The organism is Amycolatopsis sp. NBC_00438, assembly GCF_036026695.1.
Lineage (GTDB): Bacteria > Actinomycetota > Actinomycetes > Mycobacteriales > Pseudonocardiaceae > Amycolatopsis.
The window spans coordinates 9,347,942-9,373,537 of record NZ_CP107923.1 but is presented as its reverse complement, the minus strand read 5'-3'; the positions used below and the strand labels follow the sequence as shown (position 1 = coordinate 9,373,537).

At 70.6% G+C, this 25,596-nt stretch carries 27 protein-coding genes; 8 read left to right on the top strand and 19 right to left on the bottom strand.

Going from position 1 to position 25,596, the window contains the following annotated elements; genetic code table 11:
• Window positions 1-81 precede the first annotated feature (81 nt).
• The 11 genes from OG494_RS43230 to OG494_RS43180 form a co-directional block, all read right to left on the bottom strand.
• Entirely contained in the window at window positions 82-1,119 is a 1,038-nt protein-coding gene (locus OG494_RS43230) for an ABC transporter ATP-binding protein (RefSeq protein WP_328448822.1), read from the bottom strand.
• Entirely contained in the window at window positions 1,106-2,110 is a 1,005-nt protein-coding gene (locus OG494_RS43225; RefSeq protein ID WP_328448820.1) for an ABC transporter ATP-binding protein, read from the bottom strand. Before OG494_RS43225 ends, OG494_RS43230 begins: the two co-directional genes overlap by 14 nt.
• 6 nt (window positions 2,111-2,116) lie before the next feature.
• Entirely contained in the window at window positions 2,117-3,070 is a 954-nt protein-coding gene (locus tag OG494_RS43220; protein WP_328448818.1) for an ABC transporter permease, read from the bottom strand.
• A complete protein-coding gene (locus OG494_RS43215; protein WP_328448816.1) occupies window positions 3,063-3,992 on the bottom strand; it encodes an ABC transporter permease in 930 nt (309 codons plus the stop codon). Before OG494_RS43215 ends, OG494_RS43220 begins: the two co-directional genes overlap by 8 nt.
• 102 nt (window positions 3,993-4,094) lie before the next feature.
• On the bottom strand, window positions 4,095-5,723 hold the full coding sequence (locus OG494_RS43210; RefSeq protein ID WP_328448815.1) for a peptide ABC transporter substrate-binding protein: 1,629 nt from the start codon (window positions 5,721-5,723) through the stop codon (window positions 4,095-4,097).
• 305 nt (window positions 5,724-6,028) lie between these two features.
• Window positions 6,029-6,982, bottom strand: coding sequence for a Ppx/GppA phosphatase family protein (locus OG494_RS43205; RefSeq protein ID WP_328448813.1), 954 nt, complete (start codon window positions 6,980-6,982; stop codon window positions 6,029-6,031).
• Between the two features lie 94 nt (window positions 6,983-7,076).
• Window positions 7,077-8,249 carry a lytic transglycosylase domain-containing protein gene (locus tag OG494_RS43200; protein ID WP_328448811.1) on the bottom strand — a complete coding sequence of 391 codons (1,173 nt, stop codon included), beginning with the start codon at window positions 8,247-8,249 and terminating at the stop codon, window positions 7,077-7,079.
• 153 nt (window positions 8,250-8,402) lie between these two features.
• On the bottom strand, window positions 8,403-8,912 hold the full coding sequence (locus OG494_RS43195) for a DUF501 domain-containing protein (RefSeq protein WP_328448809.1): 510 nt from the start codon (window positions 8,910-8,912) through the stop codon (window positions 8,403-8,405).
• Window positions 8,913-9,050: 138 nt separating this feature from the next.
• A complete protein-coding gene (locus OG494_RS43190) occupies window positions 9,051-9,413 on the bottom strand; it encodes an FtsB family cell division protein (RefSeq protein WP_328459201.1) in 363 nt (120 codons plus the stop codon).
• Between the two features lie 211 nt (window positions 9,414-9,624).
• Complete coding sequence (eno, locus tag OG494_RS43185; RefSeq protein WP_328448807.1) at window positions 9,625-10,911, bottom strand: phosphopyruvate hydratase; 1,287 nt, start codon at window positions 10,909-10,911, stop codon at window positions 9,625-9,627.
• Window positions 10,912-11,017: 106 nt separating this feature from the next.
• Entirely contained in the window at window positions 11,018-11,464 is a 447-nt protein-coding gene (locus OG494_RS43180) for a VOC family protein (RefSeq protein ID WP_328448805.1), read from the bottom strand.
• A gap of 72 nt (window positions 11,465-11,536) precedes the next feature.
• On the opposite strand from OG494_RS43180, the gene OG494_RS43175 reads away from it, so the two are divergent.
• The gene (locus OG494_RS43175) at window positions 11,537-11,938 is read left to right on the top strand and encodes a tetratricopeptide repeat protein (protein WP_328448803.1); all 402 of its coding nucleotides are present in this window, start codon (window positions 11,537-11,539) and stop codon (window positions 11,936-11,938) included.
• A gap of 225 nt (window positions 11,939-12,163) precedes the next feature.
• Here the strand turns inward: OG494_RS43175 and OG494_RS43170 are convergent, their stop codons facing one another.
• On the bottom strand, window positions 12,164-12,910 hold the full coding sequence (locus OG494_RS43170) for a murein transglycosylase (protein WP_328459200.1): 747 nt from the start codon (window positions 12,908-12,910) through the stop codon (window positions 12,164-12,166).
• Between the two features lie 369 nt (window positions 12,911-13,279).
• On the opposite strand from OG494_RS43170, the gene efeU reads away from it, so the two are divergent.
• The 6 genes from efeU to OG494_RS43140 are packed head-to-tail and all read left to right on the top strand — an operon-like array spanning window position 13,280 to window position 18,752.
• A complete protein-coding gene (gene efeU / locus OG494_RS43165; RefSeq protein WP_328448801.1) occupies window positions 13,280-14,125 on the top strand; it encodes an iron uptake transporter permease EfeU in 846 nt (281 codons plus the stop codon).
• Window positions 14,122-15,282, top strand: coding sequence for an iron uptake system protein EfeO (gene efeO / locus OG494_RS43160; RefSeq protein WP_328448799.1), 1,161 nt, complete (start codon window positions 14,122-14,124; stop codon window positions 15,280-15,282). The genes efeU and efeO overlap by 4 nt, the downstream gene beginning before the upstream one ends.
• Window positions 15,279-16,550, top strand: coding sequence for an iron uptake transporter deferrochelatase/peroxidase subunit (gene efeB, locus OG494_RS43155; RefSeq protein ID WP_328448797.1), 1,272 nt, complete (start codon window positions 15,279-15,281; stop codon window positions 16,548-16,550). The genes efeO and efeB overlap by 4 nt, the downstream gene beginning before the upstream one ends.
• A 48-nt stretch (window positions 16,551-16,598) precedes the next feature.
• The gene (locus OG494_RS43150) at window positions 16,599-17,168 is read left to right on the top strand and encodes a TetR/AcrR family transcriptional regulator (protein ID WP_328448795.1); all 570 of its coding nucleotides are present in this window, start codon (window positions 16,599-16,601) and stop codon (window positions 17,166-17,168) included.
• Complete coding sequence (locus tag OG494_RS43145; RefSeq protein WP_328448793.1) at window positions 17,165-18,307, top strand: SGNH/GDSL hydrolase family protein; 1,143 nt, start codon at window positions 17,165-17,167, stop codon at window positions 18,305-18,307. The genes OG494_RS43150 and OG494_RS43145 overlap by 4 nt, the downstream gene beginning before the upstream one ends.
• 34 nt (window positions 18,308-18,341) lie before the next feature.
• On the top strand, window positions 18,342-18,752 hold the full coding sequence (locus OG494_RS43140; protein ID WP_328448791.1) for a PPOX class F420-dependent oxidoreductase: 411 nt from the start codon (window positions 18,342-18,344) through the stop codon (window positions 18,750-18,752).
• 168 nt (window positions 18,753-18,920) lie between these two features.
• On the opposite strand, the gene OG494_RS43135 is transcribed toward OG494_RS43140, so the two are convergent.
• From OG494_RS43135 to OG494_RS43105, 7 genes are all read right to left on the bottom strand, one after another.
• On the bottom strand, window positions 18,921-19,484 hold the full coding sequence (locus OG494_RS43135; RefSeq protein ID WP_328448789.1) for a hypothetical protein: 564 nt from the start codon (window positions 19,482-19,484) through the stop codon (window positions 18,921-18,923).
• On the bottom strand, window positions 19,481-20,830 hold the full coding sequence (locus tag OG494_RS43130) for a hypothetical protein (RefSeq protein ID WP_328459199.1): 1,350 nt from the start codon (window positions 20,828-20,830) through the stop codon (window positions 19,481-19,483). The genes OG494_RS43135 and OG494_RS43130 overlap by 4 nt, the downstream gene beginning before the upstream one ends.
• The gene (locus OG494_RS43125) at window positions 20,830-21,633 is read right to left on the bottom strand and encodes an ABC transporter ATP-binding protein (RefSeq protein ID WP_328448787.1); all 804 of its coding nucleotides are present in this window, start codon (window positions 21,631-21,633) and stop codon (window positions 20,830-20,832) included. The genes OG494_RS43130 and OG494_RS43125 overlap by 1 nt, the downstream gene beginning before the upstream one ends.
• Before the next feature lie 10 nt (window positions 21,634-21,643).
• The gene (locus tag OG494_RS43120) at window positions 21,644-22,450 is read right to left on the bottom strand and encodes an anti-sigma factor family protein (protein ID WP_328448785.1); all 807 of its coding nucleotides are present in this window, start codon (window positions 22,448-22,450) and stop codon (window positions 21,644-21,646) included.
• Window positions 22,447-22,998: an RNA polymerase sigma factor gene (locus OG494_RS43115; protein WP_328448783.1), complete on the bottom strand. Its 552-nt coding sequence runs from the start codon at window positions 22,996-22,998 to the stop codon at window positions 22,447-22,449. Before OG494_RS43115 ends, OG494_RS43120 begins: the two co-directional genes overlap by 4 nt.
• A gap of 141 nt (window positions 22,999-23,139) precedes the next feature.
• Complete coding sequence (locus OG494_RS43110; RefSeq protein ID WP_328448781.1) at window positions 23,140-24,069, bottom strand: MazG family protein; 930 nt, start codon at window positions 24,067-24,069, stop codon at window positions 23,140-23,142.
• Window positions 24,066-25,082 (bottom strand): hypothetical protein, encoded by a 1,017-nt coding sequence (locus tag OG494_RS43105; protein ID WP_328448779.1) that lies wholly within the window; start codon window positions 25,080-25,082, stop codon window positions 24,066-24,068. Before OG494_RS43105 ends, OG494_RS43110 begins: the two co-directional genes overlap by 4 nt.
• An 86-nt stretch (window positions 25,083-25,168) precedes the next feature.
• Between OG494_RS43105 and OG494_RS43100 the strand changes: the two genes are divergently transcribed.
• Complete coding sequence (locus OG494_RS43100) at window positions 25,169-25,576, top strand: hypothetical protein (protein ID WP_328448777.1); 408 nt, start codon at window positions 25,169-25,171, stop codon at window positions 25,574-25,576.
• The last annotated feature ends 20 nt before the right edge of the window (window positions 25,577-25,596 follow it).

Below are 25,596 nucleotides of genomic sequence, written 5' to 3'. Positions count from 1 at the left end.
TCCTCCTCGGAAAGCGGTTACTGCTCCGCACCCCTCGGACCGTATAGTTCGGACATTGTGGTTACAACGGCCAAACGTACGTTATGGAACAACCGACTTCTGCTCCGCGAAGTGACATGCTGACAAGTGCCCGTCGGTCCGCGGCACGAGTTCCGGTACCTCCGAAGCGCAGCGGTCCTGCGCTTTCCAGCACCGCGTGCGGAACCGGCAGCCGGACGGGGGGTCCAGCGGGCTCGGGACGTCGCCCTCGAGCCGGATGATCTGCCGCTGCCCGCGCAGGGCCGGGTCCGCCACCGGCACGGCGGACAGCAGCGCCTGCGTGTACGGGTGGGACGGTCGCTCGTAGATCTCCTCGTCCGTGCCGATTTCGACGATCTTGCCGAGGTACATGACGGCGACCCGGTTGGACAGGTGCCGCACCACCGAAAGGTCGTGCGCGATGAAGACGTACGACAGGCCGAACTCGTCCTGCAGGTCGCCGAGCAGGTTCATCACCTGCGCCTGGATCGAGACGTCCAATGCGGACACCGGCTCGTCGCAGATGATCACCTTGGGCCGCAGGGCCAGCGCCCGCGCGATGCCGATGCGCTGGCGCTGCCCGCCGGAGAACTGGTGCGGGTAGCGGTTGAGGTGCTCGGGGTTGAGCCCGACCACCTCCAGCAGCTCCTGCACCTTCTTCGCCCGCGAGCCCTTCGGCGCGACGTCGGCGTGGATCTCGAACGGCTCGCCGACGATGTCGCCGACGGTCATCCGCGGGTTCAGCGACGTGTACGGGTCCTGCAGCACGATCTGGATCTCGCGGCGCAGCTTGCGCAGTTCGTTGCCGCGCATCGAAAAGATGTCGCGGCCCTCGAACTTCGCGGTGCCGCCGGTCGGCTCTTCCAGGCGCATCAGCACCTGGGCCAGGGTGGACTTGCCGCAGCCGGACTCGCCGACGACGCCGAGCGTCTCGCCGGGCAGCAGGTCGAACGAGACGCCGTCGACCGCCTTGACCTGGCCGACCGTCCGCTTGAACAGGACGCCGGTGCGGACCGGGAAGTACTTCTTGAGGTCGTTGACGGAAAGAATGGGTTCCGCCGACGTGCTCTTCTCAGCGGAAGCGGCATCAGACACTGCCACGGGAGTTCACCACCACATCTTCGGCGAAGTGGCACGCGCTGGTCCGGCCGAAGCCGATCCCGCGGGGCGCCGGGACTTCCGAGGAACAGCGGTCCTCGGCCCGCTTGCAGCGCGGGTGGAACGGGCAGCCGGGCGGGACGTCGAGCAGGCTCGGCGGCAGGCCCTTGATGGTCTCCAGCGTCTGTCCCTTGAGGTCGAGCCGGGGCAGGGAGTCCATCAGCGCGGCGGTGTAGGGGTGGGCCGGCGCGCGGAACAGCTCGACGACGTCGGCCTGTTCGACGATCCGGCCCGCGTACATCACCGCGATCCGGTCGGCGACCTCGGCGACCACGCCCAGGTCGTGCGTGATGAGCACCAGCCCCATCTTGCGTTCGGCCTGGATCTCCCCGAGCAGGTCCATGATCTGGGCCTGCACGGTGACGTCGAGGGCGGTGGTCGGCTCGTCGGCGATGAGCAGGTCCGGGTCCAGGGCCAGCGACATCGCGATCATCGCGCGCTGGCGCATCCCGCCGGAGAACTGGTGCGGGTAGTCCTTGATCCGCCGGTCGGCGGCCGGGATGCGGACGATGTCCAGCAGCTCGATCGCGCGTCTGCGGGCGTCCTTCTTGGACATCCCGAGCCGCACGCGCAGCTGCTCCTCGATCTGGAACCCCACGGTGAACACCGGGTTCAGCGCGGAGAGCGCGTCCTGGAAGATCATCGCGATCTCGCTGCCGCGCACCTCCCGGCGGCGGTCCTCGGACGCCGTCAGCAGGTCCTCGCCGCGCCAGCGCACGGCGCCGCCGGTGATCACGCCGGGTGGCACATCGAGGATGCCCATCACGGTCTGCGCGGTGACGCTCTTGCCGGAGCCGGACTCGCCGAGCACCGCCAGGGTCTCCCCGGCGTGCACGGAGTAGCCGACGCCGTTGAGCACGTTCGCCACGCCGTCCGAGGTGCGGAACTCGACGTGCAGATCCTCTACCTCGAGCAATAGTTCGTTGTCGGACAAGGGGATCTACCTCGACTTCGGATCGAGCGCGTCGCGGATGCCGTCACCCAGCATCACGAAGGCCAGCACGGTCAGGGTGACGAAGGCACCGGGGAACAGCAGCATGTGCGGGTCGCTGCGGAAGTAGTCCCGCGAGTCGCTGATCATCACGCCCCACGAGATCACCGGCGCGCGCACGCCGATGCCGAGGTAGGCCAACGTCGCCTCGGCGCCGATGAACGCGCCGAGCGCGATGGTGGCGTACACCAGCACCGGCGCGATCGTGTTCGGCAGCAGGTGCCGGAAGATGATCCGCGGCGTGCTCGCGCCGAGGCCGCGCGCGGCCTTGACGTAGTCGAGCTGCTTGGCCACCAGCGTCGCCGAGCGCATGATGCGCATCGCGACCGGCCAGCTCAGCACGGCGATCGAGCAGACGACCTGGACGATGATCGTGACCGCGCCCGGGTTCGAGCCGGGCGCGTTGAACGTCGTCAGGATGACGATCGCGCCGAGCACGAACGGCAGGCCGGCGAAGATGTCGCCGAAGCGCGACAGCAGGCTGTCGACGAACCGGCCGTAGTAACCGGCGACGATGCCGACGAGCGAGCCGAACAGGACGGTCAGCAGTGTGGAGAACACGCCGACCAGCAGCGACGCGCGGGTGCCGTAGATCGTCCGGGCGAACACGTCGGCACCCTGGTTGTCGTACCCGAACCAGGCACTCCCGGACGGTCCTTCGTTGGCGTGGGTCAGGTCGCTGAAACCCGCGTCGCGCGAGCTGAACAGACCGGGCGCGATCGCGATCAGCACGATGACCAGGATGATCACCGCCGAGACGACGACCGCCGGCTTGCGCCGCAGCTGACGCCAGGCGTCGGCCGCCAGGCTGCGGGGTTTCTGCGGGCTGGTCGCGGAGTCGTCGATGCGGGACAGCTCGGCCGCGTCGGCCCCGCCGCCGCCCACCAGGTTCGGGTCAGTCATAGCGGATCCTCGGGTCGAGAACGGCGTAGAGCAGGTCGACGATCAGGCTCATCAGCAGGTACACCAGCACCAGCAGGACGACCACGCCGACGACGGTGGCGCTCTCCCGGTTCTGGATGCCGCGGAAGATGAGCCCGCCCAGGCCGTTGATGTTGAACACGCCTTCGGTGACGATCGCGCCGCCCATCAGGGCGCCGAGGTCGGTGCCGAGGAACGTCAGCACCGGGATCACCGAGTTGCGCAGCAGGTGGACGCCGACGACGCGGCTGGTGGGCTGGCCCTTCGCGATCGCCGTCCGGACGTAGTCGGCGCGGCGGTTTTCGGCGATGCTCGTTCTCGACAGCCGGGCGACGTAGGCCATGGACAGGCTGCCGAGCGCGATGCCGGGCACGATCAGCTCGCCGATGCTGGGGTTGTCGGACACGCTGGCCTCGATCAGGCCGAGGCCGTTGGTGCCCAGGGCCAGCTGCAGCACGATCGCGGTGACGAACACCGGCAGCGAGATCAGGAACGTGGTCGAGACCAGCACCAGGTTGTCGAGGAAACCCTTGCCGCGCAGGCCGGTCAGCACGCCGGCGGTGAGGCCGATGACGGCTTCGATGATCACCGCGACCACGGCCAGGCGCAGGGTGATCGGGTAGGACGTCGCGATCAGCTCGCCGACCGAGGTGCCGTTGAAGGTCTCGCCCCAGTCGCCGGTGAACAGGCTCCCGAGGTACTTGAAGTACTGGACGAAGATGTTGTCGGCCAGGTGGAACTTCTCGGTCATCTGCGTGATGTACGCCTGGGGGCAGGCGGTCTGCCCGCACTTGCCGGCGAACGGGTCGCCGGGCACGGCCCAGACCAGGACGTAGATCAGGAACGTGGTGCCGAAGAAGACCGGGATCAGCTGGAGCAGCCGTCGCAGGACATAGCGGATCATGACGGATTCCTAGTGCGCGCCGGCCGTCGTGAGTGTTCAGGGCGGTTAGAACCGCCCTGAACACTCACGACGGCGTGGTGGTGGTTACGGCAGGTCAGCGCGTCACTTCTTCAGGACCTCGATGGACGGGTAGTCCGGCATGCGCCGGAAGTCCAGGCCCGCGGACTTGAGGTTCTTCGACTTCGCCGCGACACCCTTCTCGTCCCACACCGGGATCGAGGGCAGGTCCTTGGCGATCAGGTCCTCGGCCTGCTGGTACAGCTTGACCGCGGCGTCCTTGTCGGCCGTGGCGTCGGCCTGGCCGAGGATCGAGTCGACCTGCGGGTTCGAGTACGACGAGTCGTTCGAGGAGCCGCCGGTCTTGTAGATCGGGTTGAGGAAGTCCTCGATGGACGGGTAGTCCGCGGACCAGTCCGACCGGCCCATGCCCGTGAGCTTCTTGCCGGTCACGATGCTGCGCCACTGACCGAAGTCGGTGGCCGGCACGAAGTCGCACTCGACGCCGAGGGTGTTCTTGATGCTGTTGCACGCCGCGGTCAGCGGTTCCTTGCGGCCGCCGTCCGCGTTCGAGGCGATGGTCAGCTTGCCCTTGAAGCCGGACTTCGCGAAGGCTTCCTTCGCCGCGGCCGGGTCGAACTTGCAGAACTGGCAGACGCCGGTGCGGGCGCCCGGGATGCCCTGGGCGATGTAGCTGTCCGCGGGCACGTAGGTGTCGTTCATGACGGTCTTGGTGATCTGGGCCCGGTCGATCGCCATCGAGACGGCCTTGCGCAGCTCCAGGTTGTCGTAACCCGGGACGTAGTACGGCAGGGCGATCGTGCTGATCCCGAGCAGGTGGCCGGTGACCAGGCGGTCGCCCAGGTCGGCCTTGTACTTGCCGCCCGCGACGGCCGACGGCGGCAGCGCCTCCATGAAGTCGAGCCGGCCGCTCAGCAGGTCCTGGTAGGCCGTCTCCTGGCTGGCGTAGATCTTGATGTTCAGGTCCTTGAAGTGGACCTTGTCGTCACCCTTGTAGTCGTCGAAGCGGGTGAGCTTGATGTCCTGGTTCGGCGTCCGCGAGACGAACTTCATCGGGCCGTTGCCGACCGGGTGCTGCTCGAAGCCCTTGGGGTCCTTGAAGAACACGTCGGGCAGCGGCGCGAACGCCTGGTAGCCGACCTTGATCGAGAACACCGAGAACGGCCCGTCCAGCGTCACCTGGAACTCGTAGTCGCCCTTGAGGACCAGGCCGGACATCTTGTCCGTGGCCGGCTTGGCGTTCTTGTCCTCGGGGTGGACGTCCTTGTAGCCCTGGATGTTCGAGAAGAAGTCCGTGTTGAGCTGCCCGTTCGGGGCGTAGGCGCCGTAGTTCCAGGCGTCGATGAAGTTGTGCGCCTTCACCTCGGTGCCGTCGTGGAACTTCCAGCCCTGCTTGATCTTGATGTCGTAGACCTTGGAGTCGGTCGTCGTGATCGAGTCGGCCATCAGGTTGAACGGCTGTGCGTCCGCTCCCTTGAAGCCGACCAGCGTGGCGAACATGACCTGGATGGCCTTGGTCCCGCCGAGGTCGTTGATGTTGGTCGGGACCAGCGCGTTCTGCGGTTCCGTGCCGTAGACGCTGACCGTGCCGTCCGGGTCCGTCCCGCCCGAGCCCGTGGAGTCGCCTGAGCTGCCGCCCCCACAGGCGGCGAGCACCAGTGCCAGCGTGGTCACCACCGCGGAACTTCCCCAGAGCCTGCGCGAACGACGCATGATCCCCTCCACAATCCGGCTGTCCGAAAGATGGGACGCACGCTATCGGGGGCGGCGAAGGTGATCACAGGAGTGCGGTGTTGCAAATGTGTGACGACCGTCAGGACCACCTGGTTGGAGCACAACCAACGTAGGTAATCGGATACTCCGGACGGCCTAGCGCGGACGCCTTGTCATCGCGCGCTCACCGAGGGTTGGTCGCGAAATCCCTTGTGGCACAAGCCCTTTCGGGCGCACCAACGCGCGGCGATGGCCTGGACCACCGCCGCGACCGCGTCACCTCGAGGTGACTGGGTGTAACTGGTCTAGACGAGCGAAAGGGCGATGCCGTCGAGGATGTCGTGCTCGCTGACGATCAGCTCGGTCGGGCCGCCGCGGGCCGCGAGCTGCTCGGCGAGGATCTGGACCACCACGGCGCCGCCGCCGATCACGTCGACCCGGCCGGGGTGGATCACCGGGTTCGCCGCGCGGGTGGCGTGGTCGGCGTGCAGCAGGCCCGCAGCGAGCCGGTCGATATCCGCGGCGCCCAGCTTGGACAGGTGGACGCGCTCGCTGTCGTACTCGGTGAGGCCGAGGGCGATGGCCGAGAGCGTCGTCACCGTGCCGGCGACGCCGACCCAGGTCTTCGCGCGCGAGACGTCCACGACGTCGAACGCCTCGCTCAGCACCTTCCCGGCGAGGTCGCGCGCGACGGCGATCTCCTCGGCGGTGGGCGGGTCGCTCTTGAGGGCGCGCTCGGTGATCCGGACGCACCCGATGTCGACGGACTTCGCGGCGAGCACCTCGGCCTTGCGGCCGTCCCAGGTGCCGAGGACGAGCTCGGTCGAGCCGCCGCCGACGTCGACCACGACGAACGGGCCGTCGTCCGGGTCCTGCTCCCCGACGGCGCCGGTGAAGCTGAGCCGGGCTTCCTCGTCACCGGAGATCACCTCGGCCTCGACGCCGAGGGTCTCGCGCGTCATGCGGAAGAAGTCGTCGCGGTTCTTCGCGTCGCGGGTCGCGGAAGTGGCGACCATGCGCACCTTCTCGGCGCCCTTGCGGCGGGCGGCGATCGTGTAGTCGGCGAGCGCGACGCGGGTGCGTTCGAGCGCTTCGGGGGCGAGCTCACCGGTGGCGTCGACACCCTGGCCGAGCCGGACGATGCGCATCTCGCGGTGCAGGTCGCGCAGGTCCACCGTGCCGTCGTGGCGCGGGGTCAGCTCGGCGACGAGCAGGCGGATGGAGTTGGTCCCACAGTCGATCGCGGCAACACGAGGCATGGGATCCACCCTAGCCAACCCGCCACTTTCGTCGTGAAAGTGCCACTCGCGGGGCCGTTTACGCATCTTTCCTAGGGAAAGTGACGCCTTTGCCTCAGCTGGTGGAGGTCGGCAGCGTCGTCGTGGTCGTGGTGACCGACGTCGAGACCGAGGTGACGATCGCGCCGCAGCTCGGGGTCGGTGTCGTGGTCGGACCGCCGGGCGTGGTGCTGGTGTCCGGCGGAGTCGTCGTCGGGGACGGGACCGTGGTGACGCTGATCTCCGTCGTCGTGGTCGGCGTGGTCGTCGGTGGGGCGCACGGCTTCGACGTCGTCGGCGCGGTCGACGTGCCGCCCGGCGGGGTCGACGTCGGCGGGGCGCTCGGCGTCGTCGTCGGGACCGGCGGGGGCGGGATCGACGGCGGCGGGGGCCCGAGTGCCGCGTTGGGCGCGCCGACCGGGATCGTGCTGTCCGGGATCTGCATGATGCCGTTGCGGTACGCGTCGGCCCAGAGGACCACCGTGTTCACGTACGTGTCGGAGTTGTTGTAGCGGTAGATCGCGCCGCGCAGCTGGTCCGGGTTCGCCACGTCGAAGCCGCCCGAGCAGAGGTAGCGGCCGGTGGCCAGGGCGGCGTCGAAGATGTTGTTCGGGTCGGACTTGCCGTCGCCGTTGCCGTCGGAGGCGTAACCGCGCCACGTGCCCGGGATGAACTGGGTCGGGCCGACCGCGCGGTCCCACACCGGGTCCGTGTCGAGCAGGCCCTGGTCGGTGTCCGGGATCGCGGCGAACCCGCCCTGGCCGTTGAGCTCCGGGCCGAGGATCGGCTCGCGCGTGGTGCCGGCGGCGTCGACGTACCCGCCGCGGGCGTGGTTGGACTCGATGCGGCCGATGCTGGCGATCAGGGCCCAGTCGATGTGGCACGCGGGCTGCTCGCTGCCGAGGATGTCGGCGGCGTTGTGGTACGCGGCGAGCGCGGTGGCCGGGATGCCGAGCGGGCCGTCGGGGAGTTCGTAGGCCGGCAGCGGCAGCGGGATGGGGGCGCCGGGGAGGGTGCCGTCGACGGCGATCTGCTGGATGGCGGCGCGGCCGGGGTCGTAGCCCTGGGCGAGTGCGGCGTCGCGGGTGTGGTCTCCGCTGCCGCCGAGCCAGCCGAGCGTGACCGCGCCGGCCACCAGGGCCGGGATCACCGCGAGGACACCGGTGATCAGCGGGTACGCGCTGCGGTGGCGGATCCCGAATCTTCGGGTGTAGCTCCCGACTGCGTCAGGCAGTCGCCGCACGCGCATCGTTCGAAACCCTCCTGGCCGGACCGGTCAACCCACCCTCGGGTGACAGCCTGCCGTACCCGGGGCGCGGTTTCACCCCTTCGGGAGTCTGGATCTTCCCGGACCGGGGTTTTCGCTCACCCAGACCAGTTATCTCCTCACGGCCCGCGTTCGTTACTCGGCACACTCTCCCGTGGGCCACCCGTTCGCCTTAAGGAGCGCGAGGGTCTCGTCACCGAAAGGATTGACGCCGGGGCCGGCCGCGAGGGAGTGGGCGACGTGCACGTGCAGGCACTTGACGCGGCCCGGCATACCGCCGGCGGTGACCTGGTGGCCGAGGGGCTCGATCGCGTCGCGCTCGGCGAGGTAGGTCTCGTGGGTGCGCTGGTACTGCGCGGCGAGCTCGGGATCGGTGGTGAGCCGCTCGGTCATCTCCTTCATGATCCCGGACGCCTCGATCGTGCCGATCATCGAATTCAGCTTCGGGCAGGTCAAGTAGTAGAGGGTCGGGAACGGCGTGCCGTTCTCCAGCCGCGGGCTGGTCTGCACGACGGACGGGTGGCCGCTCGGGCACCGCGCGGCGACGGCCCGCAGCGCCCGCGGCGGCCGTCCGAGCTGCTCCGCGATGATCTCGCGGTCGGCGTCGGTGACGGGCTCGAACCGGTGCTGCTGCGTGCTGTTCACGCGCTCAAGGTTAATGCGTGGGGTGCACCACGCCGACCGCCCCCACGTGAGCCATGCGAAGACGCATCTTTCCCTGGGAAAGTGACGCCGGAAGGGGCCCTGGACGTATCTTTCCCTACGAAAGTGACGGGGTCGGCGTCAGCCGCCGGAGACCTGGTTCCAGAGGTTGTCGTACCAGGAGCCGTCCGGGATCTGCTGCTGGCCCGGCTGCGGGACCGTGTCCTGGGCCTTGTCCTCGGGCAGCTGGACGATGTAGGGCGTCTCGCCCGGCTTGACGTACCGCAGCCGGCGCCGGGCCTCCGCCTCGATCTGCGCCGGGTCGCTCAGCTCCGCCTTGCGGCCCTGGAGCTGAGCGACCGTCTGCTGCAGCAACGCCTGCTGCGCTTGTTGCTGGCGGATTTCGGTCCGCTGGGAGAGGTACGTGCGCAGGGGCACGGCGATGGTGAACGCCAGCGCGCACACCACGATCGCCACCACCGCCGCGCGGCGGGTGGTGGACATGCCGAGCACCTTCGCCGCACCCGACGCGCGCTTCTGCGCCAAGCCCCGGCGCAGCCGGGCCCTGGTCGTCTCCGCGTCGCCGGTGCGGCGCGCCCGCGCCGCCTCGGGACGGCGGGCCCGCGAGGACCCGCCCACCCGCGTGGCACCGCCGCCGGCGGCGCGGTTGCCGCCCCGGCTGCGTGGTGCCCTCCCCCGGTCCGCCATAACAGGCTCAGCCCTCGGCGCTGAACCGCGGGAAGGCCAGCTCGCCGGCGTACCGGGCGGCGTCACCGAGGGTCTCCTCGATGCGCAGCAGCTGGTTGTACTTGGCGATCCGCTCGCCGCGGGCCGGGGCACCGGTCTTGATCTGGCCGACGCCGGTGGCGACCGCCAGGTCCGCGATGAAGGTGTCCTCGGTCTCGCCGGAGCGGTGGCTCATCATCGACTTGTAGCCGAACGACGTGGCCAGCGAGATCGCGTCGAGCGTCTCGGACAGGGTGCCGATCTGGTTGACCTTCACCAGCAGCGCGTTGGCGGCGCGGCGGGTGATGCCTTCCTCGAGCCGGTCCGGGTTGGTGACGAACAGGTCGTCGCCGACGATCTGGACCTTCTCGCCGACCTCGGCGGTCAGGGTGACCCAGCCGTCCCAGTCGTCCTCGCTCAGCGGGTCCTCGATGGAAACCATCGGGTAGTCGCGGATCAGCTCGGCGTAGTACGCCGACATCTGCTCCGCGCTCTTCTTGCTGCCTTCGAAGGTGTACGCGCCGTCGGCGAAGAACTCCGTCGCGGCGACGTCGAGCGCGAGCGCGACGTCACGGCCCGGCGTGTACCCGGCCTTCTCGATGGCCTGCAGGATCAGGTCGAGCGCCTCGCGGTTGTTCGCCAGGTTCGGCGCGAAGCCGCCTTCGTCGCCCAGACCGGTCGACAGGCCGCGGCCCTTCAGCACCGACTTCAGCGAGTGGTAGACCTCGGCGCCCCAGCGCAGGGCCTCGCGGAAGGTCTCCGCGCCGATCGGCGCGATCATGAACTCCTGGACGTCGACGTTGCTGTCCGCGTGCGAACCGCCGTTGAGGATGTTCAGCATCGGGACCGGCAGCACGTGCGCGTTCGGCCCGCCCAGGTAGCGGAACAGCTCCAGGTCGGCCGATTCGGCGGCGGCCTTCGCGACGGCCAGCGAGACGCCGAGGATGGCGTTCGCGCCGAGGCGGGACTTCGCCGGCGTGCCGTCGAGGTCGACCAGCTTCTGGTCGACGATCCGCTGGTCGACGGCTTCGATGCCGACCATCTCCGGGCCGATCTCGTCGAGCACCGCGGCGACCGCGCGCTCGACGCCCTTGCCGTTGTAGCGGCCGGTGTCGCCGTCGCGGAGCTCGACCGCTTCGTGTTCGCCGGTGGACGCGCCCGACGGGACGGCGGCCCGCGCCAGGGTGCCGTCGTCGAGGGCGACCTCCACCTCGACGGTCGGGTTGCCGCGCGAGTCCAGAATCTCGCGCGCGCCTACCTGCTCGATGAGAGCCACGCCATGCTCCTCGGTGCGTCGTGCCTGCGGTTTCGCGCCCAGCCTAGCCGTCACCGCAGTTCACCCGTTGGAGGCACGGCCGGTAGCGGCCGGTCCGCCAGCGTCTTCAGCTGTCCGCGCGGACGGCCTGCCAGCCCGGCGGCAGCTCCACGACGTCGGACGTCTGCTGCCAGAACGTCCAGCTGTTGCCGCCGAGATCGCCGACGGTGAACACCCGCGCGCCGTAGGGCTGGTCCTGCGGCGGATCGAGCTCGCCCTCGTCGCCGAGCGCCGCCTCGATCCGCTCGTACCAGGCGTCGACGTCGTCGACGTACAGGATGTTGAGCTGGCCGACCGGGCCGTCGGCGCCCTTGGCCTGCCAGTAGTCCGGGCCGACGCCCGCGAGCTGGATCCGCGCTTCGCCCGCGCGGAGCGTCGCCTGGAAGACCTCGCCCGCCGCGTCGCAGAAGCGGACCTCCTCGGTGAACCCGAAGACCCTGGTCAGCCAGGCCAGCGCCGCGGTGGCGTCGGCGTAGTAGAGGTAGGGCGCCAAGCCCCGGTACCCGCTGCTCATGGCGGCACAGTCCATCACGTCCCGTTCACGGGCGTGTGTTAGCCCCTCTCCCGAGGTAAAGTCGGAGTGACCATGACGGACGCCGCAGCTGCTTCGCAGCCTCCCGAAGAGTCGCGGTTCCATGCCTTCCGCCAGGCCGAAGAGCTCGTCGGCCGCCGTCGCCCGCTCGACGCGCTGAAGGCGTTGCAACCGCTCCTGGAATCCGAGACGGACAAGCCGTCGGTGCACCTGCTCGCCGGGCGCGCCTACTTCCACTCCGCCCAGCTGCGGCGCGCCGAACAGGCGCTGACCCGGGTGCTGGAGCTGGATCCGACGGACCACTACGCCCGTTTCCTCCTCGGCCGCACCCTGCAGCGCCTGGGCCGGTTCGTCGAGGCGCTGGCGCAGCTGAAGATGGCTTCGGCGATGAACCCGGTGCCGGAGTACCTCGAAGCGATCAGCGAGGTCAAGGCGCACATCGCGCTGCGGGACTAGGTGCTGCGGGACCAGGGACCAGGGCCGGAGGACCGTACTTTCGGCCGATCTCTCCGGGCCCCTCGGCCGATCCGCTCGCACCCCTCCGCGGGAGAAGCTGGTTCCAGACCGAACAGGGAGGAACCGGAAATGTCGATCTTCGCCACTTTGGGTGCGTACGCCGGACTGCTGCTGCTGGTGCTGATGGCGGTCACGCCGTTGTTCGCCGACCGGGAGCTGTAGGCCTCACGGCGCGACGCTCGCCTCCGCGTAGGCGTCCGCCGCGCTGAAGACGTCCTGGCCGTACGTGACGGCCGAGTTGTAGAACAGCACCGCCCGCCACCAGCCGGCCGGGGTGCCCAGGTCGTCGCCGCCCGAGCACAGGTAGCGCGCCGCCGTGAAGGCCGCGTCGTCGACGTTCTGGGGGTCCGGCGTGCCGCCGTCGCCGTTGGCCCGCTCCTGGTACTTCTTCCACGTCGACGGCGGGAACTGCAGTGGGCCGATCAGGTGGTCCCACGACTTGTCGCCGTCGAGCTTGCCGCCGTCGGTGTCGTGCACCGCCGGGACGCCGGGTGAGCCGTCCAGCGGCGGGCCGACCACCGGCATGACGACGCGGCCGTCCGGCCGGATCGCCGAGAGGTCGAACTTCCCGCGCTCGGCCTCGACCCGGCCGATGCCCGCGAGCGTCGCCCACGACAGGTGACACGTCGGTTTCTGGCGCTGCATCCACATTTCCGCCCGGCCGTACGCCGAAACCACGCGTGCCGGGATGTGCGTCTTGTCCGCGACGCGGGTCGCCCACGCGTCGAGCTCGGCCTGGTCGGACACCGCGGGCCGGTCGACCGGCGCGGCGAGCCCGGCCCGCGGTGACTCCGCGCCGGGCTGCGGGCGTTGTTCCGGGATGGCCAGCGCCGGCTGGGGCGGCGGGGGTGCCGCCGGCGCGTCCGGGTTCCGGACACCGATGGTGAGGACGAGGACCACTCCGGTGAGCACGAGAGCCACCGCGAACGCCGCCCGGCCGAGATAGCGCCGCGGGGGACCACCCGAGGGCGGCGGGTCCGGACGTGTGACGGTCGGCTGAGCGGTATCGGCCACCCGATCAGGTTACGGAGCCACTCAAGAGGGACCACGATCGCCTGACCAGGCAAACGCAGGGTAAAAACAGGTCCGCTGCCAGCGACGTCACAGATTTTGTTATCGAGTCGACGCGCAGCACGCTGACCTGCGGTTACCCTAACCTAACTTCGGCCGTCGGTCCCTTTTGCCCGGTTCTTCCGTCGCTCCCGGACGTGCGCGCGCTGGACTTACAGGTGAGCCTTACCTAAAAACTTCACGGGGGCGGACGAAACAGGAGGCGGACCGGTGTTGTTCTCGAGCGCGCTGATCGGGCTACGCGAAGGCCTGGAGGCTGCGCTCGTCGTGAGCATCCTCGTGGCCTTCCTGGTCAAGACCGAGCGGCGCCACGCGCTGCGCTGGGTGTGGCCCGGCGTCGGCGCCGCGGTGCTGCTGTCGATCGCCGTCGGCGCGGTCCTGACCTACACGACCGCCCAGCTGTCGTTCGAGCACCAGGAGCTGCTCGGCGGGAGCCTGTCGATCGTCGCCGTCGTGTTCGTCACGGCGATGATCTTCTGGATGCGCAAGGCGTCCAAGAGCATCGCCGCCGAGCTGCGCGGGAAGATGGACGACGCGCTGGACGTCGGCCCGATGGCCGTGCTGCTGCTGTCGTTCCTCGCGGTCGGCCGGGAGGGCCTGGAGACCGCGGTGTTCTTCTACTCCGCCGTCCAGACCGCGCAGTCGGACACCGTCCAGCCGCTGATCGGGTTCGCCATCGGCATCGTGGCCGCGGTGATCCTGGCGTTCCTGCTCTACAAGGGCGCAGTCCGGTTCAACCTGGCGAAGTTCTTCACGATCACCGGTGTGCTGCTGGTCTTCGTCGCCGCCGGCGTGCTCGGTTACGGCCTGCACGACCTCCAGGAGGCCGCGTTCCTGCCGGGCATCAACACCCTGGCGTTCGACGCGTCGGACGCGCTGCCGGAGACGTCCTGGTACGGCGCGCTCCTGAAGGGCATCTTCAACTACTCCCAGCAGACGACCGTGCTGCAGGCCATCGCGTGGGTCGCCTACGTCGTCATCGTGCTGCCCCTTTTCCTCAAGCCCAGCAAGAAGACCGCGCCGGTGCCCGCCGCCGCGGCCGCCCCGAAGGAGTGACCGTGCGCAAGACCCACAGAACCCCGCTGGCCCTGGTGGCCGGCGCCGCCGCGCTGGTGACGCTGGCCGCGTGCGACGGCCAGGGCACCACCGGCACCGAGTCCTCGACCGGTGCGGCGGGCGGCCCGATCAAGGTCGAGGCCTCGGACACCGCGTGCACCGTCTCGGCCAACACCGCCGCCGCGGGCAACGTGACCTTCGAGATCACCAACAAGGGCGCCAAGGTCACCGAGTTCTACCTGTACGCCGAGGGCGACCGGATCATCGGCGAGGTCGAGAACATCGCGCCGGGCCTCAACCGGCGGCTGATCGTCGAGGCGTCCGACGCGGGCAAGTACCAGACCGCGTGCAAGCCGGGCATGGCCGGCAACGGCATCCGCGGCGACTTCACCATCACCGGCGGCGCGCCGAAGCAGGCCGACGCCAACGCGCGGAAGGCCGCGGCCACCAAGAGCTACGCCGACTACGTCGCGAACAACACCGCCGCGCTGGAGGAGCAGACGGGCAAGTTCGTCGACCTCGTCAAGGCCGGCAAGGTCGACGAGGCGAAGGCCGCGTACGCGACCACCCGCGTCTACTACGAGCGCATCGAGCCGGTGGCCGAGAAGTTCGGCGACCTGGACCCGGCCATCGACGTGCGCGAGGCCGACCTCGAGCCGAACCAGCAGTTCACCGGGTTCCACCGGCTGGAGAAGGACCTCTACGTGACCGGCCTCAAGCCGGACAGCCCGCAGATCGCGGACAAGCTGCTCACCGACGTCAAGGACCTCGTCGCGAAGTCGAAGACCCTCGAGCTGACCGCGCTCGACCTGGCGAACGGCGCGAAGGGCCTGCTCGACGAGGTCGCCACCGGCAAGATCACCGGCGAGGAGGAGACCTTCTCGCACACCGACCTGTGGGACTTCCAGGCCAACGTGGACGGTTCGAAGGGCGCGATCGCCTCGCTGCGGCCGCTGCTGCAGGAGCGTGACGCGGCCCTCGTGTCCACTTTGGACAAGGAGTTCGCGAACGTGCAGGGCCTGCTGGACAAGACCCGCGCCGGGGACGGCTACAAGTTCTACAACCAGCTGTCCCAGGACGAGATCAAGGCCTTCGCCAGCGCCGTCGACGCGCTGAGCGAGCCGCTGAGCAAGGTTGCGGAGGTTGTGTCACGGTGACGTTGAAAGGCGGGACCGAAGACTCAACCCGCGTCTCCCGCCGGAAGCTCTTCGGCCTGGCGGGAGCGGGTGTCGCGCTCGCCGGGGCCGGAGCCGCGGCGGGCATCGGGATCGACAAAGCGACCAGCGGCAACGCCGAGGCGGCGGTGACCACCGTCGACTTCCACGGCGAGCACCAGGCCGGCATCGTCACGCCGGCCCAGGCGAACCTGCACTTCGCCGCCTTGGACGTCACGACGACGGACCACGAGAAGCTGCGGCGGCTGCTCAAGACGTGGACCGACGCGGCCCGCCGGATGACGGCGGGCCAGGAGGTCGTCGCGAACGGCGCGATCGGCGGCGGCGAGTTCGCCCCGCCGGGCGACACCGGCGAGGCGCTCGACCTGCCGGCGTCGCACCTGACGCTGACCATCGGCTTCGGGCCGTCGCTGTTCGACGGCCGCTTCGGCCTCGCGGCCAAGCGGCCGCCGCAGCTGATCGACCTGCCGCTGTTCCCGAAGGACAAGCTCGACCCCGCCCGCAGCGGCGGCGACCTGTGCATCCAGGCGTGCGCGGACGACCCGCAGGTCGCCGTGCACGCGGTGCGCAACCTGGTGCGGCTCGGCTTCGGCGTCACCGAGGTCCGCTGGTCGCAGCTCGGCTTCGGCCGCAGCTCGTCGACGTCGCGGGCGCAGCAGACCCCGCGGAACCTGTTCGGCTTCAAGGACGGCACGAACAACATCAAGTCCGAGGACACCGACTACCTGCGCGACCAGGTGTGGGCCACGGCGGCCGACGGGCAGGCGTGGATGGCGGGCGGCAGTTACCTGGTGGCGCGCCGGATCCGGATGCACATCGAGACGTGGGACCGCGAAACCCTCGACGGCCAGCAGCAGATCATCGGCCGCACGAAGGGCGTCGGAGCGGCTTTGGGGCAGCAGAACGAGTTCGACGAGATCGATCTGGAAGTCGGCGGCGCGGGCGGCGAGAAGCTGATCGCGGAGGACGCCCACGTCCGGCTGGCGTCGCACCAGGCGTTGAACGGGACGCGGATCCTGCGCCGTGGTTACAACTTCGTCGACGGCTCCGACGGCGTCGGGCACCTCGAGGCCGGGCTGTTCTTCCTGGCGTTCAACCGGGACACGCGCAAGCAGTACGTCCCGATGCAGCAGGCGCTGTCCTCGAAGGACGCGATGATGGAGTACGTCCAGCACACGGGTTCGGCGCACTTCGCCGTCCCACCGGGCGTTTCGTCGACCGGCTCCTGGGGCGACGCCCTGTTTGCCTAAACCCTTTAGGCTGATCTACACTCACTTTAGGCAAAAGGGAGTGTAGTCATGGTTCGTGCTGGGTTGACCACGGAACGCGTCGTGCGCGCGGGGGCGGAGCTGGCCGACGAGGCCGGCTTCGAGCAGGTGACGCCGTCGGAGCTGGCGCGGCGGTTCGACGTCAAGGTCGCGAGCCTCTATTCGCACGTCAAGAACGCGCACGACCTGCGGACGAAGATCGCCCTGCTCGCGCTGGAGGAGCTCGCCGACCGGGCCGCCGCCGCGCTGGCCGGGCGGGCGGGGCGCGACGCGCTCGTGGCCTTCGCCGACGTCTACCGCGACTACGCCCGGGAGCACCCCGGGCGGTACGCCGCCGCGCAGTTCCGGCTCGATCCGGAGACCGCCGCCGCGAGCGCCGGGGTCCGGCACTCGCAGATGATGCGCGCGATCCTGCGGGGTTACGACCTCACCGGGCCGGACGAGACGCACGCCGTCCGGTTGCTGGGCAGCGTCTTCCACGGGTACGTCGACCTGGAGTCCCAGGGCGGCTTCGACCACAGCTCCCCCGCCTCCCAGGAGTCCTGGACCCGGATCCTGGCCGTCCTCGACACCCTTCTCCGCGATTGGCCCCAGTCATGATCACCACCCCCGTCACCGCCTCGCTGGTCCGCGGCGCCCTCGAACTCGAGCCCACCGAGCTCGGCCTGGTCCCGCACCGGCTGCCCGCACGGGCCCGGACGCAGAACACCGACCCGCGTCTCGCCATGGCCGAAGCGCAGCCCGCGGGCGTGCGGCTGCGGTTCCGGACCCGGGCCGACGTCGTCGAGCTGGAAACCCGGCCCACCAAGGTGGTGTACCCCGGTGCGCCGCCGCGGCCGGACGGCGTTTACGACCTGCTCGTCGACGGCCGCCTCGAGCGATCCGGCGTGGTCGAGGGCGGCAGCACGCTGACCGTCGACCTGGCCACCGGCGCCGGTTCGCGGGCCGACGGCCCGACCGGCCGTGTCCGGTTCACCGGACTCGGCGCCGGCCTCAAGGACGTCGAAATCTGGTTGCCGCACAACGAAATCACCGAGCTGGTGGCCCTGCGCACCGACGCGCCGGTCGAGGCCGCGCCGGCCCCGGGCCGGGTCTGGCTGCACCACGGCAGCTCGATCAGCCACGGCTCGAACGCCGCGACCCCGTCCGGAACGTGGCCCGCGCTCGCCGCCACCGCCGCAGGAGTGGACTTGGTGAACCTCGGGTTCAGCGGCAACGCGCTGCTCGACCCGTTCACCGCCCGCGCCATGCGCGACACCCCGGCCGACCTGATCAGCGTCAAGCTCGGCATCAACGTCGTCAACGCCGACCTGATGCGCCTGCGCGCGTTCGGCCCGGCCGTGCACGGGTTCCTCGACACGATCCGCGACGGCCACCCGGACACGCCGCTGCTGGTCGTCTCGCCGATCCTCTGCCCGATCCACGAAGAGACGCCGGGGCCCGGGGACTTCGACCACGAGGCGCTGGCCGCCGGCGAGGTGCGGTTCCGCGCCACCGGCGACCCCGCCGAGACGGCCGCGGGCAAGCTGACGCTGCAGGTCATCCGTGGCGAGCTGGCGCGGATCGTGGCGGCTCGCCAGGATGCCCGGCTGTACTACCTCGACGGCCGCGAGTTGTACGGCGAAGCGGACTTCGCGGAGTTCCCGCTGCCGGACAACCTGCACCCGGACCCGGCGGCGCACCGCCGGATCGGCGAGCGGTTCACGAAACTCGTGTTCGCCGACGGCGTCTTCTCTTGACTTCAAGCGAGCTTGAAGTTGGAGGCTGGAGGTCATGTTCACCGAAGCAGAGCTCGCGTACCTCGCCGGCCAGCCCCTCGGCCGCCTGGCGACGGCCCAGCCCGACGGCAAGCTCCAGGTCAACCCGGTCGGCTTCCGCTACAACCCGGACGAGCGGACGATCGACGTCACCGGGCACAACCTGCGCTCCAGCAAGAAGTTCCGCAACATCGCGACGAACGACCAGGTCGCGTTCGTCGTCGACGACCTCCCGTCGACGAACCCGTGGCGCGTCCGCTGCCTGGAGATCCGCGGCCGCGCCGAGGCGCTGGTCGGCGTCGCCCTGCCGGACAACCACTTCGACGACGCGGTGATCCGCATCCACCCGGCCCGGATCCTCGCCTTCGGCGTCGAGGACTGGGACCGGGAGCCGTTGGAGCTGGAGACGAACATCCGCAACGTCTGACGCACCGGCGGTGCGGGCGCTGGGGGTGCCCGCACCGGCGTCCGATGCCCCGCCGGTCACGTGAGGTTCCCCCGCGCACGCCCGAGCTACGGAGCCCGAGCCTCCAGATCCCGGACGGAACCTCGCGTGCCCGGTGGGGCATCACGCGAGATCCGCGCGGCCGCACGGCTACCGGCGGCCACCCCAGGCCGTGTAGGCCACCGTGCCCGCCACCGCCAGCACCACGGCCGTCCACGTGGCGGCGGTCGTGGCCGGCGGTTGCAGCATCCAGGCCACGATGTGGCTCGTCGTCGAGCCGTCGTGCTGGACGAACGGGGTGATGCCCGCCCAGAGCAGGGGCAACGTCCAGCCGAACTGACCGCCCGCGACCGTCGCCGCCAGGCCGGCCAGGCCCAGCAGGCCCGCGGCGTCACGCAGGATGATCGGCAAGTCGACAGTGGACGCACCCAGCTCCTGGACGGCCGGCACGGCGCCCCCGGCCACGAGGCCGATCAGCGCCAGGTGGGCGAACCGGCGGACCGGCCACGGCAGCGCCGCGGTGCGGTCGAGGTCCGGGTCCTGGCCGCTGAGTCCGATCGCCGCGACCGCGATCGCGGCCGTGAGCGTCAGCATGACCGGTACCGGCGACCACCAGTCACGCGCCAGGAACCACAGGCCCGCCGTGGCCACCAGCAGGGCCGCGAACGCCGCCGGGAGCTGTCTCGACCGGGCGTAGAGCATCACCCACCTCATCGCAGCGCCCCCGGCACCAGTGTGTCGATCGGGTCACCGTGGCAGGTCAGCAACACCTGGCGCAGCGCGACGATCCGGGCGAACTGGACGTCCGCCGGGAGCGCGTGGAACTTCTGCCACACCGGCTCGATCCGGCCGGACTCGTGGCGGAACCAGCTGCCGCCGTACTCGGGCAGCAGCTTCAGCTCGCCGGTGAAGTACGCCGCCGCGATCATGCGGCTGCCCGTGTCGGGCACGTCGCCGTAACTCGGTGGCATGCACGCGGGCAGCCCGGCGCCGGACAGCACCGCGAGCCGCAGGGTGCTCGCGTCGGCCGTGAGCAGGTCGTCGTTGATCTGGAAGTCCAGGTAGACGACGCCGGGATCGCGGGCGGGCCGGGCGGCGACGGAGTTCGGCGCCGTCCGCTCCTCGATCCGGGTGGGCGCGCCGGGCAGCTTCGCCAGCATCGCCAGCGCTTCCCGCCCCGGCACGGCCAGCGCGGCCAGGCGGTCTTCATGAGCCCGGCTGACGCAGATCGGCCCGTCGCAGAGCTTCTGCGCGGCGATGCTGTCCGCGGTCAGGAGCCCGCCGGCGGAAGCCGGGAAGACCGGCAGGGCGATCGCCGCCCCGGCCACCACCGGCAGCAGGCCGAGGACCCTGGCCCGCGCGGAGTTCGCCGCCAGCATCAGGAATCCCGTCACGGCGAGCCCGAAGAACCACGCCGTCTGCCCGAGGTCCACCGACGTCGCCGTCGTCACCAGTGCGCCCCGTGGCTCCCCGAAGACCGGCGTCAGCAACCCGAATCGGATGTACGAGACCGCAGCACTCCCCTCGAGCGACGTCAGCACCGACACCACGAGGGTCAGCACGGCCAGCGCGGGCGCGGTCAGCGGGTGCGGCAGCAGCCGCCCGATCGCCAGGCCGATCCAGCTTCCCGCCACGACGGCGAGCAGGCCGACGAAGAGGACCGGCAGGAAGCTCGCGGACACGAACCCGCCGTGCCCGAGCACCTCGGCCAGGCCGACGGCGAACACCACCACGACCCCGAGCGCGCTCAGCGCCCCCACGGCACCGGCCAGCCGCAGCGCCCGGTGCCAGCCCGGCCGGGACGTCGTGGACAACAGCTCGACCATGCCGGAGCGACTGTCGCGCATCCCCTGGATCGCCCCGGCGCCGACGGCGATCGGCCACAGGAACACCAGCAGGAACCGCAGCCACAGCGCGGTGGTCGTCGTGTTCCCCGTCCACGGCGCCGGCACCTTCCACCACGGGCCGGGCAGCAGGAACAGGAACCCGAGCGCGACGACGACCAGCGCCAGCCCGGCCCAGGGCGCGATGGTGCGCCGGAGTTCGATGCGGAAGACCATCACCAGGCCCCCTTGCCCGGCTCGTGGTTCAGCAGCGCCGAATACCCGCGCTCGATCGGGCTGTCGCCGACGTGGTCCGGCGTCCCGGCCGCGGCCAGTTCGCCGGGGGTGCCCTGGAAGACCAGCTTGCCCGCGTCGAACAGCACGACGTCGGAGCAGGCCGTGGCGACGTCCTCGACCAGGTGCGTCGAGATCAGCACGCACGAGTCCTGGCCCAGCTCCTGGACGAGCTCGCGGAACCGGACGCGCTGCGCCGGGTCGAGGCCGGCCGTCGGCTCGTCGAACAGCAGGACGTCCGGGTCGTTGACGATCGCCTGGGCGATCCCGACGCGCCGGACCATGCCGCCGGACAACGTCTTCATCCGGTCGTCGGCGCGGTCGGCCAGCCCGACGCGCTCGATCGCCCGCTGCACCGCGCCCGGGACGTCCGCCTTCGGCACTTCCTTGAGCCACGCCAGGTATTCGACGAACTCGCGGACCGTGAACCGCTTGTAGTACCCGAAGTTCTGCGGCAGGTAGCCGATCCGGCGGCGCAGGCCGCGCTGCCCGGTACGCCCCCCGACGGGTGCGCCGAGCAGCGTCAGCCGGCCTTCCGCCGGCCTGAGCACCGTCGCCAGCGCGCGGATCAGCGTCGTCTTGCCCGCGCCGTTCGGCCCGAGCAAGCCGTGTACCCCCTTGCCGAGGGACAGGTCCAGCCCGTCCACCGCCATTTTCCGCCGCCCTGCCCGCACCTTGAGCCCCTCGGCCTGGATCTCCCAGGCGTAGGCCGTTGGCGCGATCTCGGCGGCCCCGACAGCACGCATGTCTTCCTCCCTAGTTGCCCACGCCGAGCCGGGTGAAGGCGCCCTTGTGCAGGGCGACCACCACCGTCGTCAGCGCGAAGACCCCCGCCCACACCGGCAACGCGCCGGTGGTGAGCGCAAACGTTTGCTGCTGGGCCACCGCGGACGGCAGCACCACCAGCGCGGCCCAAGCCGCGATCAGCGCGTACGCCGCCCGGGTGACCCCGATCAGCCCGCCCAGCGCGAGCGTGCCGGTGGTGTAGGCCAAGCTCGGCAGCAGCCAGAGCGCGACGCCGGTCCCGGTCAGCCAGCCGGCGGCCCCGAGCACCGGCAGCACGACGAGCAGCACCGCCACCGTCCGCCGCGCGATCAGGTACAGCCCGGCCCGCGGGGTCGAGACGACGACCTCGTACGCCGGGTCGAGCCCCCGCGCCCACGACGCGGCCACACCCAGCACCGGCAGCACCGGGGCGAACAGCTGCACCGCCGTCGTGTCGAACACCGTGTGCCAGAACTGGTCGAACACCACCGCGAGCAGCGTGAGCAGCACGATCATCGCCAGCCACGGCACCATCACCGGGGTGACCCAGGTCGACAGCCACCGCCGCTTCGGATGCGGCACCGGACGTGCGTGCGCGGGTGCGCTCGGCAGCTCGATGTCCACCGCGAGCCGCGACCAGACGAGGTCCACCACCGGCTGCATCGGTGTCAGCGCGGCCAGCCTCGCCCGGCACTGGGCGCAGGCCTCGAGGTGCGCTTCGAGGCCCCAGAGCTGGTCACCGGGGAGGTCGTCACCCGCCGCGTACCCGGTGATGAGCCGGTCCGACGCATGGTTCATGACAGTGCCTCCCGCATCGCGATCCGTGCCCGGCGGGCGCGGGTCTTGACGGTTCCTTCCGGCAGCCCGAGCAGGACGGCGGTCTCGCGGACGGTCAGCCCGTCGAGCACCATCGCCTGCAGCACCGCTCGCAGTTCGGGCGCGAGGTCGCGCAGCGCGTCCCCGACCTCGTCGCCGACCGCCGCCGCCAGCGCCTCTTCTTCGGCGCCGGGCGCCGGCGCGACGTCGAGCGCCATCACCGGTGGCGGTTGCGCGTGGTGCGCCCGCCGGCGGAAGGCGTCGACCAGCCGCCGCACGGCGATGGTCCACACCCAGCCGACCGCGGAGCCGCCGGTCGCGGCCCCCGCGAACGAGCCCGCGGCGCGCCAGACGGCCAGGTACGTCTCCTGCATGACCTCGGCGACGACCTGCTCGTCCGCGCACCGGCGGCGCAGGCGCACGGCCAGCCAGGGCGACGTGCGGCGGTAGAGCTCCTCGAACGCCGCGCGGTCGCCCTTGGCCGTGCGCCGGACGAGATGCTCCTCGTCGGCGTCCTCCACTGGCTTCATCCTCACACCAGGCAAGACGCCGTAAGACCGCCACCGGTTCTCACCCCGCTGTGACCTGCGTCACGCTCACTTTCCCTAGGAAAGATACGTCCAGGGCCCCTTCAGGCGCATCTTTCCTAGGGAAAGTGGCGCTTGGGGGGGTCAGTCGCGGGTGGGCCAGAACTTGCGCCAGCCGTCGGCTTCCAGGGTGGTCGGCTCCAGGCCCGCGTCGCGGGCGGCCTGCTCGGCGGCGCGGACCTCCAGGGCGAACCCCTTCGCCAGCGCTCGCAGCTCACCCTCGGGGTCGACGCCCGCGCGGCGGGCCGTGGCCGCGATGCGGAACAGCTGGGCGGCCGCGTTCGAGCCCTTGGGGAAGAGGTCGAGCGGGATGCCGGCGCGGCCGCTGCGCTGGCCGAGCTTGCCCGCCAGCGCGACCGCCGGCTGGCCGAGCGCGACGCCATCCACAATGGACAGACGTTGCTTCTCGCGCTGCTTCAGCTCTTCCCACTTGAGGTTCTGGTGCTCGACCGTGCGCACCTCGTCGGCGTCGGCGAAGACGTGCGGGTGCCGGCCGACCAGCTTCTCGACCAGGGCGGCCGCGACGTCGTCGATGCCGAACGGGTCGGCCGGGTCCTCGGCGGCGACGCGGGCGTGGAAGAGCACCTGCAGCAGGACGTCGCCGAGCTCCTCGCGCAACGCCTCCCGGTCGCCGTCTTCGATCGCGTCGAGCAGCTCGTAGGTCTCCTCGACCAGGTACTGCCGCAGCGACTCGTGCGTCTGCACGGCGTCCCACGGGCAGCCGCCCGGCGAGCGCAGCCGGTCCATCACGTCCGCGGCCTCGACCAGCGGCGGGACGGGCGTGTCGATGACCTGCGCGCCGGTCGCGATGAGCAGGGACGCGGCGGGCTCCTCGCGCGACGTCGCGAGCAGCACGATGTCCTTCAGCGACCGCGCCTCCGTGACGGCCGGGACCCCGAACACCGCGGGGTCGACGTCCGTGGCCGCGTAAACGGCCGTGGACTCACGCAGGATCTTCAGCGCCGCGGCGGGCAGTGTCGCCCCGCGGACGACTACGACGACGCCCGAGCTCACTGCTGTGCGGACGAGCCCCGGACCAGCACCGCGCCCCGGGCGGGGTTCAGGCTCGGCACGACGCTCATGCTCATGACGTCCCACACGCCGTAGCGGGGGTTGATGCGCAGCCCGGTCTGGTCGACGTAGGGCTGCAGCAGCCGCGTGCCGATCGCGGTCAGCTGCGCGTCCGACGGCTTCTGCGGCGGCTGGTCGGCCGGCACCGCCTGATCGGTGCCACGGGTGTGGATCACGAAGACGAACCAGTCCGGGCTCTGCGGCTTCTCCGCCTGGAAGACGACGACGCTGCCCTGGGGCGAGCCGAACACCGGAGTCGACGCCAGCCCGGGGTACTGGTCGGCGCCGAAGAGCTGCGACCCCCCGGCGGTGAACCCGCTGGGAGCGGGCATCCCGGTCTGCTGCGCCTGCTGTCCTTCCGCCTGCGCCTGCTGGATCGCGGCCGTCATCTTGCCGGGGTCGGCCAGGAACTGCTTCCCGTAGTCGAGGGCCCGGGCGCGCGTGACGTCGTCGTCGTCACCCGAGGCTTTGATGCCGAGGTACTCCGCACCGACCGACAGCTTCGGCAGGTACTTCTGGGCGAGCTGCTGCTCGAGGACGACGTCGGTCGCCGTCTCGGTGCGGTCGCGCAGCTGGGAGATGATCTGGGTGACGGCGACCTGGTCGCCCTGGCCGGTGTCGGTCACCGGGGCGGCGGTCTCCTGCGCGATGAGGCCGGCGATCTTCTTCTGGTCGGCGACGATGCCTTCCCGCTGCGCGGCGTTCGCCGTCAGCTCGTGCAGCACCTGCTGCCGGACGACTTCCCGGCCCAGCAGCTCCACCTTGTGCTCACGCGCGAGCTTCTGCGCGTACGGCTGAGTCCGGACGGCCTGGTCGATCAGCGACTGCACCTGTTCGAGCGAGACCGAGCGGTCGCCGACGATCGCGGCGCTGCCGACCTGACTGGGGCCCGTGCCGCACCCGGCGAGCAGAAGACCTCCGGCAACGACCGCGACCAGCGCGCGAGGGCGCCCCATGATCCGCATCACAGCGCATACCCTCTCACACCATCGCACCCGAAACGCAACACCGGTGCGGTGTCGCCGGGCGTAACGTCGATCCCATGGACCACTGGCTGACCATCGAGGTCTTCGATGGCGAGTCCACGGCTTCGTTGTGGCGGCTCGCCCGGGGTGACGCACTGACCGAAGCAGCACTGACGAACGGCGCCGAGCAGTGGGTGTGGCACGAACACCGCTGGGGCGTCGTACTGGAGATCGAATTCCGTTCCGGGGAAAGCCGGGACGCGTTCCGGGCGTTGCCGGTCGTGACGGCGGCGCTCGACGCCGTGCCCGACCCGGCGCGCGGACTGCTCGTGTACCCGGGCCGCGGTGGCGGCGCGGGCACGCGGAAGCCGCGCAGACCACGCCCGAAGCCGATGGCGGACGCCGGGGCGATCCCGGTGCCGGTCGAGCAGGTGCGGATGGGGCTGGCGACGCCGACGCCGCCGATGTTCAGCGAAGTCGGCTGAGCGACGGGCGTCCGGTACCC